The 14823-nt window shown below is 60.8% G+C and carries 14 protein-coding genes, 1 tRNA gene and 2 pseudogenes; 15 read left to right on the top strand and 2 right to left on the bottom strand.

The features are described 5' to 3' along the window. The 11 genes from dctP to R3355_RS24465 form a co-directional block, all read left to right on the top strand. Positions 1–411 (top strand): TRAP transporter substrate-binding protein DctP (dctP, locus tag R3355_RS23785; RefSeq protein WP_318963600.1); only part of this gene is annotated, 411 nt, incomplete at its 5' end. Positions 412–425: 14 nt separating this feature from the next. After that, positions 426–851: a MaoC family dehydratase gene (locus R3355_RS23780; RefSeq protein WP_318963599.1), complete on the top strand. Its 426-nt coding sequence runs from the start codon at positions 426–428 to the stop codon at positions 849–851. 10 nt (positions 852–861) lie between these two features. After that, positions 862–1656: an enoyl-CoA hydratase/isomerase family protein gene (locus tag R3355_RS23775; protein ID WP_318963597.1), complete on the top strand. Its 795-nt coding sequence runs from the start codon at positions 862–864 to the stop codon at positions 1654–1656. Further along, complete coding sequence (locus tag R3355_RS23770) at positions 1649–2839, top strand: acyl-CoA dehydrogenase family protein (RefSeq protein WP_318963595.1); 1191 nt, start codon at positions 1649–1651, stop codon at positions 2837–2839. The genes R3355_RS23775 and R3355_RS23770 overlap by 8 nt, the downstream gene beginning before the upstream one ends. 2 nt (positions 2840–2841) lie before the next feature. Further along, positions 2842–4029 (top strand): CoA transferase, encoded by a 1188-nt coding sequence (locus R3355_RS23765; protein ID WP_318963593.1) that lies wholly within the window; start codon positions 2842–2844, stop codon positions 4027–4029. Next, positions 4029–4466, top strand: coding sequence for a MaoC family dehydratase (locus R3355_RS23760; RefSeq protein ID WP_318963591.1), 438 nt, complete (start codon positions 4029–4031; stop codon positions 4464–4466). The genes R3355_RS23765 and R3355_RS23760 overlap by 1 nt, the downstream gene beginning before the upstream one ends. Continuing rightward, complete coding sequence (locus R3355_RS23755; RefSeq protein ID WP_318963590.1) at positions 4456–5388, top strand: DMT family transporter; 933 nt, start codon at positions 4456–4458, stop codon at positions 5386–5388. Before R3355_RS23760 ends, R3355_RS23755 begins: the two co-directional genes overlap by 11 nt. 96 nt (positions 5389–5484) lie before the next feature. Further along, positions 5485–6747, top strand: a complete 1263-nt coding sequence (locus R3355_RS23750; protein WP_318963589.1) for a glycoside hydrolase family 88 protein — start codon at positions 5485–5487, stop codon at positions 6745–6747. Beyond that, the gene (locus R3355_RS23745) at positions 6747–7919 is read left to right on the top strand and encodes a fumarylacetoacetate hydrolase family protein (RefSeq protein ID WP_318963588.1); all 1173 of its coding nucleotides are present in this window, start codon (positions 6747–6749) and stop codon (positions 7917–7919) included. The genes R3355_RS23750 and R3355_RS23745 overlap by 1 nt, the downstream gene beginning before the upstream one ends. Before the next feature lie 31 nt (positions 7920–7950). Beyond that, positions 7951–9390, top strand: coding sequence for an aldehyde dehydrogenase family protein (locus R3355_RS23740; RefSeq protein WP_318963586.1), 1440 nt, complete (start codon positions 7951–7953; stop codon positions 9388–9390). A gap of 790 nt (positions 9391–10180) precedes the next feature. Beyond that, positions 10181–10804, top strand: coding sequence for a TetR/AcrR family transcriptional regulator (locus tag R3355_RS24465; protein WP_413243562.1), 624 nt, complete (start codon positions 10181–10183; stop codon positions 10802–10804). A 48-nt stretch (positions 10805–10852) separates the two neighbouring features. On the opposite strand, the pseudogene R3355_RS23735 reads toward R3355_RS24465, so the two are convergent. Beyond that, positions 10853–11017 (bottom strand): annotated as a pseudogene (locus R3355_RS23735) (RES domain-containing protein); the annotation flags it as partial. Positions 11018–11087: 70 nt separating this feature from the next. Here R3355_RS23735 and R3355_RS23730 point away from each other — a divergent pair. Both R3355_RS23730 and R3355_RS23725 read left to right on the top strand, forming a co-directional pair. Next, a pseudogene (locus R3355_RS23730) lies at positions 11088–11243 on the top strand (transposase); the annotation flags it as partial. Between the two features lie 632 nt (positions 11244–11875). Next, positions 11876–12202, top strand: a complete 327-nt coding sequence (locus tag R3355_RS23725) for a hypothetical protein (protein ID WP_318963584.1) — start codon at positions 11876–11878, stop codon at positions 12200–12202. Positions 12203–12371: 169 nt separating this feature from the next. Here the strand turns inward: R3355_RS23725 and R3355_RS23720 are convergent. Beyond that, positions 12372–12448, bottom strand: a tRNA-Arg gene (locus tag R3355_RS23720). A gap of 370 nt (positions 12449–12818) precedes the next feature. Here R3355_RS23720 and gabD point away from each other — a divergent pair. Beyond that, positions 12819–14261, top strand: a complete 1443-nt coding sequence (gene gabD / locus R3355_RS23715; protein WP_318951193.1) for an NADP-dependent succinate-semialdehyde dehydrogenase — start codon at positions 12819–12821, stop codon at positions 14259–14261. Positions 14262–14529: 268 nt separating this feature from the next. Continuing rightward, on the top strand, positions 14530–14823 hold a 294-nt coding region (locus R3355_RS23710), incomplete at its 3' end, for an aminotransferase class III-fold pyridoxal phosphate-dependent enzyme (RefSeq protein ID WP_318963044.1).

Raw genomic sequence — 14823 nt, 5'->3', positions numbered from 1 at the left:
CTCTACATGGCCCTGCAGCAGGGTGTGATTGATGGTGCCGACACCTCGCCCGATCAGTTTGTCATGGACAGATTCACCGAGGTCAGCAAGTTCTACAGCATCACCCGGGTGCACTACCTGCCGGGGCTGCTGATCATGTCGAAGCATCGCTGGAATTCGCTCACCGAACAGCAGCGGGGCTGGGTGCACGAGTCCGCTGCTGAGGCGCTGGCCTACGGCGTCGACTACTACAAGAAGTCCTATGACGGTTCCATCGCCAAGATGCAGGCCCAGGGCGTGACCGTGATCCAGCCCGACGTCGGCCCCATGCGCGAGAAGACCGTCCAGGTGCGCGACCAGCTTATCGAGCAGGTTCCCGAAGGCCGTCGCCTGTACCAGTTGCTTGAACAATCCATCCCGGCCGCACAGTGAAAGAGGGCAAAGCCATGCAAGTCAGAGCCAATATGGAGCGCTATTCGATAGGCGACATCGAGCGCTTTTCCAAGACGGTCGGTGAGTCCGACGTCTACCTCTTTGCCGGCATAGTCGGGGATTTCTACGGGGTGCACCTGAACGAGGAATTTGCCAAGCAGACCCGTTTCGGCAAGCGCATCGCCCAGGGCGCATTGTCCATCGGTTTCATCGCCACCGTGATGGGCTACCTGGCGGGCCGTGCCGAAGGCGCGGGAGCGGTCTCCTACCGATACGACATCACCTTTCGCGCGCCAGTGTTCATCGGCGAGACAGTGACTGCCCAACTGGAACTGGTGGAGAAGAACCTTGAGCGCAGCATTTGCATTTTCAAGGCCACTGTACTGAACCAGGACGGAGTCACTGTGGCCGACGGCCAGACCTACCTGAAAGTATTGTGAGCGCGCACCGATGAACAGATCTGCCCAAGACATAGGGATCCTGCAACTGAGTCGCGAGGGCGTGGTCGCACTGCTCTGCATCGACCGGGTGCACAAGCACAACGCCCTGAGCTCGGCGATCCTCAATCAGCTCGAAACGCAACTGCTACTGATGCGGGATGATCCCGCAGTGCGCGCCGTGGTGCTGACCGGTGAGGGTGAACGGGCCTTCATTGCCGGCAACGACATCGAGCATCTGGCTCAGGCTGAGCCACATGCCTCCTTTGTCTTGATGGAGGCCGGACAGCGTTTGGTGCGGCTGCTGCGCGACTACCCCAAACCGGTAGTGGCCATGGTCAACGGCTATGCCCTCGGTGGCGGGTTGGAGTTGGCCCTGGCCTGCGACTTTGTGGTCGCCTCGCGCCAGGCCAGCTTCGGTTTTCCGGAGATCCGTCTGAATACCTTCCCCGGTTGGGGCGGTACCCAACTGGCCGTGCGGGCGATCGGCCTGGCGCGGGCCAAGGAAATGATTTTCAGCGGCCGTCGCTACTCGGCCGAGGAGGCGTTGGCCATGGGGCTAGTTAGCCGCCTGTGCGAACCCTCCTCCCTGCGTGCCGAAACGCTGGAGTTCGTTTCTGGATTGGTCGAGCGCGACCCTATCTGCCTCGCAATGGCAAAGCGCCTGTGTAACGGCGCAGAGGATTGGACCTTCGCCGACGGAATTGGCTTCGAAGCCGCGCTGTACGGCGTGAATTTTAGCCGACCTGAGGCACGCAACGGTTTGTGCGCCTTTCTCGGCAAGACAGGAGAGCAGAACAATGGCTAACACATTAACATCGGCCCTGAGCTCGTTGCCCAGCGGCCTGAGCGAAGAGCAGGGGATGATCCGCGAGTCTGCCCGGCGCTTCGCCGAGGAACACATCGCTCCAATAGCTGCCGAACTCTGGGAGGAAGAGGGGTTTCCCTACGCTATCTGGCATGAGGCGGCGCAACATGGGTTCAGCGGTCTGCCCTATGCCGAGCATGATGGCGGCAGCGGTGGCGACTGGTTGTCGTTCGTCATCGTGCTGGAGGAATTCGCCCGCATCGACTGCGCCATCGCCAACGCCTTTATGGCCAACTCCAGTGTCGCGACGCTGCTCAGCGAGTTCGGCGACGCGACGCAGAAAGCCGCCTGGCTGCGGCCGATCCTGCAAGGCGAGGCGATCGGCGCGATCGCGCTGACCGAGCCGAACGCCGGCTCCGATGCCGCGGCCATCCGTACCCGCGCCGAGCGCAACGGCGATGGCTGGCGGCTGAACGGGGCGAAGACCTTTATCAGCAATTCCGGCACCGAGATCACCGGGCCTATCGTGGTGGCCGCGGTCACTGGCACCCGCCCGGACGGACGCAAGGCGATTTCCAATCTGGTCGTGCCGCACGGCACGCCCGGCCTGAGCTATGGACGCAAGCTGAAGAAAATCGGCTGGCGCGCCTCGAGCACCTACGAGCTGTTCTTCGACGACTGCCATATCCCGGCCGCCAACCTGCTCGGTGTCGAAGGTGCCGGGCTGCGCCAGACCCTCGGTACCGTGACTGGCGGGCGCATCCTTATCGCCGCGCTGGCGTTGGGTATCCTGCAGGGTTCGCTGGACCGGGCGCACGCCTACATGCAGGAACGCAGTGCCTTCGGCTCACGTCTGGAGTTCTTCCAGGCCCTGCAATTCAAACTCGCCGACATGGCTCGCGACGCCTACACCGCGCGCCTGGCGATCTACGACGCCGCGCGGCGCAAGGACGCCGGCCAGCCCTACGCCCTGGAAGCCTCGATGGCCAAGCTGCACGCCAGCGAATGCGCGATGCGCGCGGCGCACCAGGCGATACAGATTCACGGTGGTTACGGTATCTGCAGTGAGTTTGCCGTGGCCCGTGCTTTCGGCGACGCGAAGGTACTGGAAATCGTCGAGGGCACTTCGGAAATCCAGCGGCAAATTATCGCCCGTGCCATGGGCCTAGGGCAGGAGGGCTGAACATGCTCAAGGGAATCAAGGTCGTCAGTTTTACCCATTATCTGCAGGGGCCGTCAGCCGTGCAGATGCTTGCCGACGCTGGCGCCGACGTGATCAAGGTCGAGCCACCGAAGGGCGCCTTCGAACGCCATTGGGCGGGGCACGATGCCTTCCTCAACGGGGTCAGCGTGTTCTTCCTGCTGGCCAACCGCAACCAGCGCAGCATCGCCCTCGACCTGCGCAGCGAAGAAGGCAAGGCCATCGCCCTGAAGCTAGTCGGTGAGGCCGACGTGCTGGTGGAGAATTATCGGCCCGGTGTGCTGGACAAACTAGGTTTCGGCTACGAGGCGATGAAGACGCTCAACCCGCGCCTGGTCTATTGCTCCTGCACCGGCTACGGCAGCGATGGCCCTTACGTGCAACGTCCTGGCCAGGACCTGCTGTTGCAGGCGATGAGCGGCCTGGCGATGCTTAGCGGCGACGGCGAGTCGGCACCGGTCGCAGTAGGCTCGGCGATCGTCGATCAGCATGCGGCAATCCTCGCGGCCTTCGGTGTCACCGTCGCGCTGCTGGCGCGCCAGCACAGCGGTCTTGGGCGCAGGGTAGAGAGCAACCTGCTCAACGCCGCCCTCGACCTGCAGATCGAGCCGTTCAACTATTACCTGAACAAAGGGGAATTGTGGTCGCGCACCAGCCCAGCCATGGGCTCGCGCTTTCACCCTGCGCCGTACGGCATCTACCGCACCGCTGATGGCTGGATTGCGATTTCCCTGAGCGAAATGGAACCGCTGTCGCGGGCCTGCGCCGAACCGTCGCTAAAGGACTACTCCAAGCGTGACCAGGCCTACAAACGCGACGAGATTAACGCGAAGGTCGCCGACTTGCTTCGTGGCAAGAGCACCGATCAATGGTTTGCGATCTTCACCGAGCACGGCATCTGGCATGCGCCGGTGAACGACTATGCGCAGGTCGAGCAGGATCCGCAGGTGCAATGGAATCGCGGCATCGTCGAGTTCGATTACCCGCGTGTCGGCAAAGTCCGCCTGCTCAACCACCCGTTGCGCTACGACGGCGAAGTGCCGCCGCTGCGCCGGCCACCACCGCTGCATGGCGAGCACTCTCGGGAAATTCTCTCAGAGCTGGGCTACGGTGCGGAAGCAATCGATGCGCTGCTGCAGCAGTCGGTGGTGATCGAAACGGAGGAGTCCTGATGAGCGAAACCCTGATCACTTTCGATGGCCTGCAGGTAGATGACCGCTTCAGCCTCAGTCGCTTGATCAGTGCTGCCGATGTTGCCTTGTTCGCCGAGCTGAGCGGTGACGACAATCCGCTGCATATGGACGATGCTTTCGCCGCGGGCACGGCGTTTGGCCGGCGTGTAGTACACGGTATGTTCTCTGCGGCCTTGATTTCCGCGGTACATACCCGACTGACCGGTCCGGGTTTCGTTTATGTCGGTCAGAACCTCAGTTTCAAGGGGGCGGTGCATATCGGTGACACTTTGTATGTAGAGGTGCGGGTGGCGGAGAAGAAGATGGCCAAACAGGTGCTGGTCTGCGAAAGCCGAGTAGTCAACCAGGACGGCGTCAGCGTCGTCGAAGGGCGGTCTGCGCTGAAAACTCTCGGCGCCGTCAGCCTTGACGCCTGAAGCGCTGGCGGCCGAGGCGCGCAAGAGCACTAGCACCGCATACGGCGTGCTGACCTACGCGGTGATGATCTGGGGCGCCAACGTCTCGATGATCAAACTGCTCGCGGCCGATCTGCCGGCGCTGCCCTTGTCCGCGTTGCGCATGCTGCTGGCCTTGCTGTGCATCTGGGGTATCTGTTTGCTTCGCGGTCAGCGCATCGGTCGGGTCGGCTGGCGGGATGCCGGCTGGCTGCTTGGTGCCGGCGCGCTGATGGTCTATGCGCACCAGGTGTTCCTGGCCCAGGGAGTAGCGACCTCGTCGGCGACCAACGGAGCGCTGATCCTCGGTTTGAATCCGATCTTTTCGGTGTTGCTCGGTTACTTTCTGCTCGGCGAACGGCAGACCTGGCGCAGTCTGATCGGCATCATCCTGGGCCTTGCCGGTGCGGCGATAGTGGTGCTGCATGGTGGGGCCCTGCACTTGGGTGCTTCAGGCGATACGGCACTGTTCGCCGCGCTGTTCACCTATGTCGCCGCCGGAGTGTGCATCCGCCGGGTATCAGCGACTGTTCCGCCGCTGCTGCTGGGGTTCTACATGCATCTGTTCGGCGCGGTGTTGCTGGTGCTGCATGCTGGTATTGACCAGCCTGCTGTGCTCCAGCGGTTGTCCGGCCTGGACGGCAATTTCTGGTGGCTAGTGGGTATTTCTGCATTATTTTCCACGGCACTGGGCAACCTGTCCTGGGCCTATGGCATCGCCACCATCGGCCTGAGCCGCTCCTCGGTATTCCTTAACTGGTTGCCGATTTCCGGGGTGTTGTTCGCGGTGCTCTTCCTCCATGAGCCGCTTGGCATCTGGCGTATTGCCGGGCTGGTTTGCGTGGTGCTCGGCACCTATGTCGCGCTCAAGCCAAAGCGCGCAGCACCTGCCGAGCTCGGGTGAATCGTACAAGCATTTCTCGGCATTGTCCTAACGACTGCGGCAAGCGAATTCCTATGCTGGGCCGCACTCATTACAACAATTAAGGAGCAATACACCATGGTGAATGCGCAGCTTTCCCCGTTCGTGGCGGATCCCGCCCTGCTTAGGCAGGCTGGCGATGCGCTTGACCTGTTGGCGCGCAAGCTGGTAGCGGACGAACGCAGCCTGGGGCTGGCCTTTCCTATCTATACTGACGCGCAAGGCAACTGGGTTACTCAGTATGCCTCGGTCTCGGCGGGCTACGTGGGCGAAGCCTGGAGCCACGGCAACTGGCATTGCGGATTCTGGGTTGGCCTGTTGCTGGCCAGCCACATCCACACCGGCGAGCAGCATTTTCTCGAGCTGGCTCGCGAGCGCCTACGGCTGATCGAGCACCGTGCTGACGATCCGCACACCCATGACATAGGTTTTATTTTTGACAGTAGCGCGATTCCCGCTTGGTACCTGACCGGCGAGCGCGACTGTGCCGAAACCGCGTTGCGCGCTGCCCAGCGTCTGCGGGCACGCATCGTCGCCACCGCCAGCGGTGCCTATCTGTCGTCCTGGGGGCCTCTGGACGACCCGCGTGGCTGTAGCAGCTCGGCCATCGACACCATGGCCAATCTGCCGCTGCTGTACTGGGCGTCCGACTATAGCGGCGATGCCAGCTTTCGCCTGGCGGCTCAGGCGCATGCCGATTTCACCTGGGCTCATTTCGTCCGACCCAACAGCTCCACCTACCATGCGCTGGAGTACGACACGGTCAGCGGCGAGTCTCTGCGTGGCTACACCTTCCAAGGTTACGCCGATGAGTCGGACTGGTCGCGTGGGCAGGCCTGGGCCATCTATGGCTTCACCCAGTCCTGGCTGGAAAGCGCCGATCGGCGGTATGCCGAGCATGCCCTGGCGCTCACCGACTACTACCTTGAGCGGCTCGGCGACGAGCCGGTGCCGCCATGGGATTTCGATGCTCCGCCCAGTGGCGACCGTCCGCTCGACACCGCCACTACAGCGATTGTCGCCTCGGCATTGCTCGACCTCTCTGCGAGCCTCGACGACCCGCAACGAGCCGCGTTCCTGCGCGACAAGGCCGAGTGGATGCTTGGTGCGCTGTGCTCCGACTACCTGGCGTGCGACCCGGCGCAACGCGGCCTGCTCACCGACGGTTGCTATTCCATGCCGCACCGCCTGGGCGAGCGCGGCGCTACCTTGTTTGGCGATTTCTACTTCGTCGAGGCACTGTGCAAGTTGCTCTATCCTGGGCAGTTGCGACCAGCCCATGGCGCCCGTTCGATCGACCTGCCCGGCGCGCAGTCGGCAGCCGCAGGGGAGGGCCGGTGATGCAACGCATAGATAGCCGCACCTGCCTGCCCGACGACCTGTCTCGCGCCGTGCTGGTAGGGCGGGTTTGGCGTGGCGCGCCTCATCATGGCCCGGCATTGGTCGTGGTCCGTGACGGCCAGCTCTACGACATCACCCGCAGCGTGGCGTTGATGGCCGATCTGCTCGACCGTGACGATCGCCTCGAACTCGCTCGGCATACACCCGGCGAAGCGCTCGGTCCGGTCGAAACATGGCTGGAGCGCAGCCTCGACCCACAAGCTGAGGAGCGCCTGCTGGCACCTTGCGACGTCCAGGCGATCAAGGCCTGCGGGGTGACTTTCGCCGTCAGCCTGCTGGAGCGTGTCATCGAGGAACAAGCCGCCGGCGATGCTGGCAAGGCTCAGGAAATTCGCACCACGCTGCAAGCGTTGATCGGTGACGACCTCTCGCGCATTCGCCCCGGTTCGGCCGAGGCTGAGGCGTTGCGCGAGGAGCTGAGCGGGCGTGGTGCCTGGTCGCAATACATGGAAGTGGGCATCGGCCCTGACGCCGAGGTGTTCTCCAAGGCCCAGCCAATGTCGGCGGTAGGGTTCGGTTCTTATGTCGGGCTGCATCCGCAGTCACGCTGGAACAATCCCGAGCCGGAGATCGTCCTGGCGGTCAACGCGTTGCGCCAAGTGGTAGGCGCCAGCCTCGGTAACGACGTCAATCTACGCGACATTGAGGGGCGTAGCGCTTTGCTGCTGGGCAAGGCCAAGGACAACAATGGTTCCTGCGCCATCGGCCCATTCATTCGTCTGTTCGATGAGCATTTCGATCTGGATGACGTGCGCCGCTGCGAAGTCGCTCTGCTGATCGAGGGCGCCGCTGACGGTTTCCGCCTGGAAGGACGAAGCAATATGGGTGAAATCAGTCGCGACCCGCTGGAACTGGTCGAGCAGACGAGCGGGGCGCATCACCAGTATCCGGATGGATTCATGCTGTTTCTCGGCACCATGTTTTCGCCGATCCAGGACCGTGGCGAGGCCCGCTCCGGTTTCACTCATTACCTGGATGATCGAGTGAGAATCGCCACCCCAACCCTAGGTGCGCTGGTCAACGAGGTGCGCCATTCCACGGCGATTCCGCCCTGGGACTTCGGTGTTCGCGCTCTGTACCGCAGTCTAGGCTACCGCGGCCTGCTCGGCTGAACCGCCACACCTTCAAGAAGGAATTCGATTCATGCGATATGAAAATTACATCGACGGCCAATGGTGCGAAGGGGCCGATTACCTCACCAATCTCAATCCGTCCGACCTTGAGGATGTTATTGGCGACTACGCCCAGGCCGATGTCGCGCAGACCCAGGCTGCCATCGTCGCCGCGCGCGCGGCCTTTCCCGCTTGGGGGGATGTTACGCCGCAGCAGCGCTTCGATGTGCTCGACGGTGCCGGTAGCCTGATCCTGGCGCGCCGCGAGGAGCTGGGCCGGCTGCTTGCCCGCGAAGAGGGCAAGGCTCTGCCGGAGGCGATTGCCGAGGTCGGCCGTGCCGGGCAGATCTTCAAGTTTTTCGCCGGCGAGGCCCTGCGCCTTAGCGGCGAGATTCTGGGTTCGGTGCGCCCTGGCCTGAATGTCGAGGTGACTCGCGAGCCGCTCGGCGTGGTGGGTTTGATCACGCCGTGGAACTTCCCTATCGCGATTCCTGCCTGGAAGATCGCGCCGGCCTTGGCCTACGGTAATACGGTGGTGTTCAAGCCGGCCGAACTGGCCCCAGGTTGTGCCTGGGCGCTGATCGACATCCTGGTCGAGGCTGGCGTGCCGAAGGGCGTGGTCAATCTGGTCATGGGCCGCGGTGCCGTGGTCGGCCAGGCGCTGAGCGAGTCGCCGCTGATCGATGCGATCAGCTTCACCGGCTCGGTACAGACCGGTCAGCGGATCGCAGCGGCCTGCCTGCCGCTGCGCAAGAAGCTGCAACTGGAAATGGGCGGCAAAAACCCTATGGTGGTGCTTGACGACGCCGACCTCGATGTGGCGGTCGAGGCCTGCATCAATGGCGCCTTCTATTCCACGGGACAGCGCTGCACCGCCTCCAGCCGGTTGATCGTCACCGCAGGCATCCACGACCGCTTTCTCGCGGCGATGCTCGAACGCATGGAGCGCCTGCGCATTGGCAACGCCCTAGCGGCAGACGTGGACATTGGTCCGGTGGTGGATGCTGCGCAACTGCGTAAGAACCAGGAGTATCTCGAAGTGGCCAGGGCCGAAGGAGGCCAAGTGCACGGCGGCGAGGTGCTGGAACTGGACACGCGTGGTTTCTTCATGCGTCCGGCACTGGTGATCGGAACCGAGCCGCACATGCGCGTCAACCGTGAGGAAGTCTTTGGTCCGATCGCCTCGGTACTTAAGGCCAAGGACTACGCTGAGGCGCTGGCGCTGGCCAACGATACGGAGTTTGGTCTTTCGGCGGGCATTTGCACGCGCTCGCTGAGTTACGCCAGTCACTTCAAGCGGCATGTCCAAGCTGGCATGGTGATGATCAACGCGGCCACTGCCGGAGTCGACTATCACGTGCCCTTCGGCGGCCGTAAACATTCCAGCTACGGCCCGCGGGAGCAGGGCAGCCATGCCCGCGAGTTCTATACCCTGGTGAAGACCACCTACCTGAACGCGGGCCTCCCTTAGGATGGGCGGTATCGCAGGCGACACGTGCGGCAGTTCAGGCTCGAACCATACCGGTTGCTGAAAAAAGCGCCAGCAGGCTATCCGCGCAACGATGGTTCCCGCTGGCCTGCCTGGAGGAGGCCATGCACTACAAGGTGGGTGCCTACAAGGGCGATAATATCGCCGAGCATAGGGGTTGGAACATTACTCCACGGGAAACCGGGCAGACTTCTGCGTGGTCGTTGAACACATGAGCGAAGATGAGGTTGGGCCTGAAAGGGTGCAGTTCAGTGCGTAAGAGCATGGAATTCCCATGTCCGCGACCTGAGTCCGTTTAGCGGGAACTGACCAGCTCAGAGCGGGTTATGAAGATCCATCTGTACCCAGAAGGAATCAAGGCAGATAGATCGGCTCTCGATCGAGCTCACAACGGCTTGAGCCGTATGCGGTGAAAGTCGCACGTACGGTTCTTAGGGGTGGGGGGGCTAGGCCAGCAATGGCATAGGGACTACCCGACTAGATTTGGATTCCGTCAGGATGGTCAAAACCGCACTTAATCGTTCAAGGGGAGAGGAGGGAACGTGAGGATCATTCAAGCCGAAAAGCTTGTAATACCCTCATCAATCTTAGTGTCTACACTAATTGCCTGAACAGTCCTTTGTTAGGCGCAAAGATACCTCGTCCACTTTCTTTTAACGCAGTGTAGCTTACCTGATAGCTATTGCCCATCTCCCTTAAGGAACAATAGCTATTCCAAAGCTGCATTCAAAGATTATTGGCGCCTTTTTTCATAAATAGAAGGGGGGTTGTAATGGTCGCGTTACTTAGCAATCGTCTTGATTGTAGTCCGCGCTATCGACTGCTTGAGGCTGCGACTCGGATGTTCGCTGAGCGGGGCTTCAATGCAGTTAGCATGCGCCAGCTAGGCAGGGCCGTGGGGTTGCAGGCAGGCTCGCTATACGCACATATTGAAAGTAAGGAAGAACTGCTTCAGGAACTCATTGAGGAAGGTTTCGAGCAACTAGTTGAAAGTACACGCGACCGACTATATAACACTTCTCTTCCGGAGAGGCGAGTTAGTGTTTTCGTTCAACACCATTTGGAGTTCCAGCGGACGCATCCTGATTGGCACTTCCTCGCCCAAATAGAAATACGGTATTTGCCAAGAGAGCGAACGCATGAGATTCTTCGTTTACAGCAAGCATATTGCTCTCTCCTTGAAGAGAGCTTGCGCTCACTTTTCAAGGGAGGTCAAGCGTTCTTGAAGCCTGAGCTCGTTCAGCAGGCACTGTGCTTTCTGAATGGTGTGTCGTGTCTAGATAACGTGTCTTCCTACGAACTGAATTTTACCGATTGGGGCGACAATCTCAGCCAGTTCATTGTTAAAATTTGTTTGTCCTCTAGTCGGGTAGCTCCCAGGCCATTGCTTGCCTAGGGCCCCCCTAAGAGATCCTCTGAAGTAGCCATGCATTTCTGGCTGACTTCAGCCTCGCTGATTCCTTCGGAGGGCAATGCGTAGAGGCTCTTGCATGACCACCTCATACTTGCCGGTAGCCAACTCTGGGTTCATAAGAAGATTCCAGCTGTGTGGGTTCACAGAAGAAGGCACCAGCAGGAAAGGATGTTGGGCAAGCAATTTGTCACCAAATAGCTGTGTAGTGGTCTACTGATTCCGGACACCCATTTAGGCGAGAATGCTCGCCAGATCGAGGTGTCAGATGACCAAACAACGCCGTTCCTTTTCTGCTGAATTCAAACGCGAGGCTGCCGATCTCGTGCTCAAGCAAGATTACAGCTACATCGAAGCCAGCCGTTCACTCGGCATTGGTGAGTCAGCACTACGCCGCTGGGTCAGCCAGGTGCAGCAGGAGCGCCGGTAATCCCCCCATTTTTAGTATTCGCCAGAAGTAGAGGTCAGGCCGGGCGGGTGATCCATGCCCGGCTGACTTTTCAGGGTGACGGCGCGCTGATGGAGATCTGCTCTATTGAGAGTGGCATGGTTTCCATCTGCGCGGACATGGCTACATACCTTCTACCTGCCCTGCACTGGTACCGCGCTCAAGGCGTTAGCCTGCTCTATGTAGCAGTCGCCGCGCCTTCCTTTTTTTGGTTGCCACTACCTACTGGCACGCCTTGCCGTGAGTGAACCTTTTGCTTCACACCACTAACGGATATCACCATGACCACGGCCATCGAACCGCTGTTGCGCGTCGGATATGCAGGCGTCGAGCATGTGCGCCCAGGAGTTCGTTGCTCGTCTCTATCCGTACCGCCTGGATAGTAACAGTGGATTTGCGCGCACCAAGTTCGGCCTGGCCGATAGTGAGTACGAGCATTACTGCCGAGGCAGACTTCGATCAGAAGGAATCTCTCCTGTTGGCGACTGGACTAAAGGAACCGCTTCTGGGGTTCCTCTTATGGGCTGGAACGGGTCAAGCTCAACCACAGTATTGCCCTGGACGAGGCTGAAACTGAGCTGGACCCAGCCAACCCCAATCCGCGCGGGGTGCATGGCGGTGAGCAGGAAAAAGACCCGCTGGATCAGATCATCCAGCTCTTCAACGAGCGCTGGTTCCGAGGCTGGGGTGTGACCACCGAGGAAAAGCGGGTGAAGTTCCTGAGCATTCTGCAGGGTATTCAGGAACACCCGGACTTCGAGCCCAAGTATCAGAAGAGCCAGGACGAAGACCACCGTGCCCTGGCCTTCGAGAAGATCTTTGAGGAAGTGATGCTGATACGCCGGCGTCAGGATCTGGAGCTGTACCGGCTGGTGGCCAGCGATGCGGTGCTCAAGTCGTCACTGCAGCAGAGCATGAGGGGCATGTTGGGCTGAGTCATTCGCTGAGAAGTAAGTCTTCTCGGCCTTTCTAGCCCACGAGGCCAGTACTCAAAGGGAGCGTCAGCGCACAATCCGTGCGTAATGGTGCGGCACGGTTTAGGCACAGAATTGGCACAGCCCAAAACAAAAGGGCCTAGGTTTTCACCTAAGCCCTTGTTTTATTTGGTGCACCAGGCGGGATTCGAACCCACGACCACTGCCTTCGGAGGGCAGTACTCTATCCAGCTGAGCTACTGGTGCAGCGCGGGCGCAATCATACGCATCTCGCGAGCAGGCGTCCATGCTAGCGGTTTGTGTGTGATTGCGCACGAATACAGCGGATTTGTCGTGAGTGATCGCCAGAACGGCCCTTAATCGGATGAGTCGTTAATTTTTTCGAACAGACTATTGCCCTTTACCCCTCATGACCCTAGGATTCGTTTGAGATTTCAAACGTTCTTGCTGAAACCGTTCGGAACTCTGTGCGGTCCGGGTCAATCCTAATCAGACGGATTGCCTAAAATTGATAGAGCGCGGCATCGCGCCTGCCAGAACATCTTTATAGGGGCGCTTGCCCGTGGTGCCAACAATAACCGTCCGACGCCTGGGTGTCGCGATGAAGGAGAATGTCATGCAATTGAAAGACACCCAGCTGTTCCGTCAACAGGCTTATATCGACGGAACCTGGCTGGACGCCGATAGCGGCCAGACCATCAAGGTCAACAACCCGGCCACCAATGAAATCATCGGCACTGTGCCGAAAATGGGTGCCGCGGAGACCCGTCGCGCCATCGAAGCGGCCGACCGTGCCCTGCCGGCCTGGCGGGCGCTGACCGCCAAGGAACGCGCGACCAAACTGCGGCGCTGGTTCGAGCTGCTGATGGAGAATCAGGATGACCTCGGCCGTCTGATGACCCTGGAGCAGGGCAAGCCGCTGGCCGAGGCCAAGGGCGAGATCGCCTATGCTGCCTCCTTTATCGAGTGGTTCGCCGAGGAAGCCAAGCGCGTATATGGCGACACCATCCCCGGCCATCAGGCCGACAAGCGCATCCTGGTTATCAAGCAGCCGATCGGCGTGACTGCCGCCATTACTCCGTGGAATTTCCCGGCGGCGATGATCACCCGCAAGGCCGGCCCGGCGTTGGCCGCCGGTTGCACCATGGTGATCAAGCCGGCTTCGCAGACCCCGTTCTCGGCCCTGGCCCTGGTCGAACTGGCGCACCGTGCCGGCATCCCCAAGGGTGTGCTCAGTGTGGTCACCGGCAGTGCCGGCGATATCGGCGCGGAGCTGACAGGCAACCCGATCGTGCGCAAGCTGTCCTTCACCGGCTCGACCGAAATCGGTCGCCAGTTGATGGCCGAGTGCGCCAAGGACATCAAGAAGGTGTCACTGGAACTGGGCGGTAATGCGCCCTTTATCGTGTTCGACGATGCCGATCTGGATGCCGCGGTGGAAGGCGCCCTTGCGTCCAAATACCGCAACGCCGGGCAAACCTGCGTGTGTGCCAATCGCCTGTATGTGCAGGACGGCGTGTACGACGCCTTCGCCGAGAAGCTGATGGCGGCAGTGGCCAAGCTCAAGGTCGGTAACGGCCTGGAAGATGGCATCACCACCGGCCCGCTGATCGACGACAAGGCCGTGGCCAAGGTTCAGGAACATATCGCCGATGCGGTCGGCAAGGGCGCCAAGCTGGTCGCCGGCGGCAACAGCCTGGGCGGCAATTTCTTCGAGCCGACCATTCTGCTCAACGTGCCGAACCACGCCGCGGTTGCCAAAGAAGAGACCTTCGGCCCGCTGGCGCCGCTGTTCCGCTTCAAGGACGAGGCCGAGGTGATTGCCATGTCCAACGACACCGAGTTCGGCCTGGCGTCTTACTTCTACGCCCGCGACCTCGGTCGCGTGTTCCGTGTGGCCGAGGCGTTGGAGTACGGCATCGTCGGCGTCAATACCGGGATCATCTCCACCGAAGTGGCGCCGTTCGGCGGCATGAAGGCCTCGGGCCTGGGCCGCGAGGGCTCCAAGTACGGCATCGAGGACTACTTGGAGATCAAGTACCTCTGCCTGGGTATCTAGTCAGTCGCTACTGCGCTTTGGCGATGCCGCGTCGGCGGGGTCGGGAAAAATGCTCATTGGCAGGAGCCAACTGCGCTTTTCCCGACACTGTCGCCTTGCCTCCCCTTCACTCGCTACGCTCCATTAGGGTGCTGTATCGGTGAGGCAAAAGAATTATCCCCCGTGGCCGGGAGGGTTGTAGCAGTCGATCATCGTATGCTGCTATCGCGCTAACCCGGTCACTTCATCCTTGAACCACGCCGACCGATGAGCGGCGAATGAGGACACCATGAGCAAAACCAACGAATCCCTGATGCAACGCCGCACCGCTGCCGTCCCGCGCGGTGTGGGGCAGATCCACCCGATCTTCGCCGACCGGGCGCAGAACGCCACGGTCACCGATGTCGAAGGCCGCGAGTTCATCGACTTTGCCGGCGGCATTGCGGTGCTCAACACCGGCCACCTGCACCCCAAAGTCATCGCCGCGGTGCAGGAGCAGCTGACCAAGCTCACTCACACCTGTTTCCAGGTGCTGGCCTACGAGCCCTACGTCGAGCTGTGCGAGAAGATCAACGCGCGGGTG

The organism is Pseudomonas sp. (assembly GCF_033723075.1).
Taxonomy (GTDB): Bacteria; Pseudomonadota; Gammaproteobacteria; order Pseudomonadales; family Pseudomonadaceae; genus Aquipseudomonas.
Note: the sequence above shows the minus strand (reverse complement) of the source record. Positions and strands in the feature narration are given on the sequence as shown.